1 tRNA gene and 1 rRNA gene are annotated in these 377 nt (G+C 46.4%); both read left to right on the top strand.

Annotated features, from left to right (window positions below):
* Positions 1 to 67 (top strand): 16S ribosomal RNA (locus tag BEB54_RS28330); the annotation flags it as partial.
* A gap of 85 nt (positions 68 to 152) precedes the next feature.
* A tRNA-Glu gene (locus BEB54_RS28325) sits at positions 153 to 228 on the top strand.
* Positions 229 to 377 lie beyond the last annotated feature (149 nt).

Here is a 377-nt window from a genome sequence, read left to right as displayed (position 1 = left end):
ATTCATGACTGGGGTGAAGTCGTAACAAGGTAACCGTAGGGGAACCTGCGGTTGGATCACCTCCTTACCTTAAAGAAGCGTACTTTGCAGTGCTCACACAGATTGTCTGATAGAAAGTGAAAAGCAAGGCGTCTTGCGAAGCAGACTGATACGTCCCCTTCGTCTAGAGGCCCAGGACACCGCCCTTTCACGGCGGTAACAGGGGTTCGAATCCCCTAGGGGACGCCACTTGCTGGTTTGTGAGTGAAAGTCGCCGACCTTGATATCGTTAAAGATGATTTACGAGTCATGTTTAAGATATTTGCTCTTTAAAAATCTGGATCAAGCTGAAAATTGAAACACTGAACAACGAAAGTTGTTCGTGAGTCTCTCAAATT

The sequence above is a fragment of the Escherichia sp. MOD1-EC6021 genome, from assembly GCF_002965245.1.
Lineage (GTDB): Bacteria > Pseudomonadota > Gammaproteobacteria > Enterobacterales > Enterobacteriaceae > Escherichia > Escherichia coli_F.
This window is presented reverse-complemented; position numbering and strand designations above follow the sequence as displayed.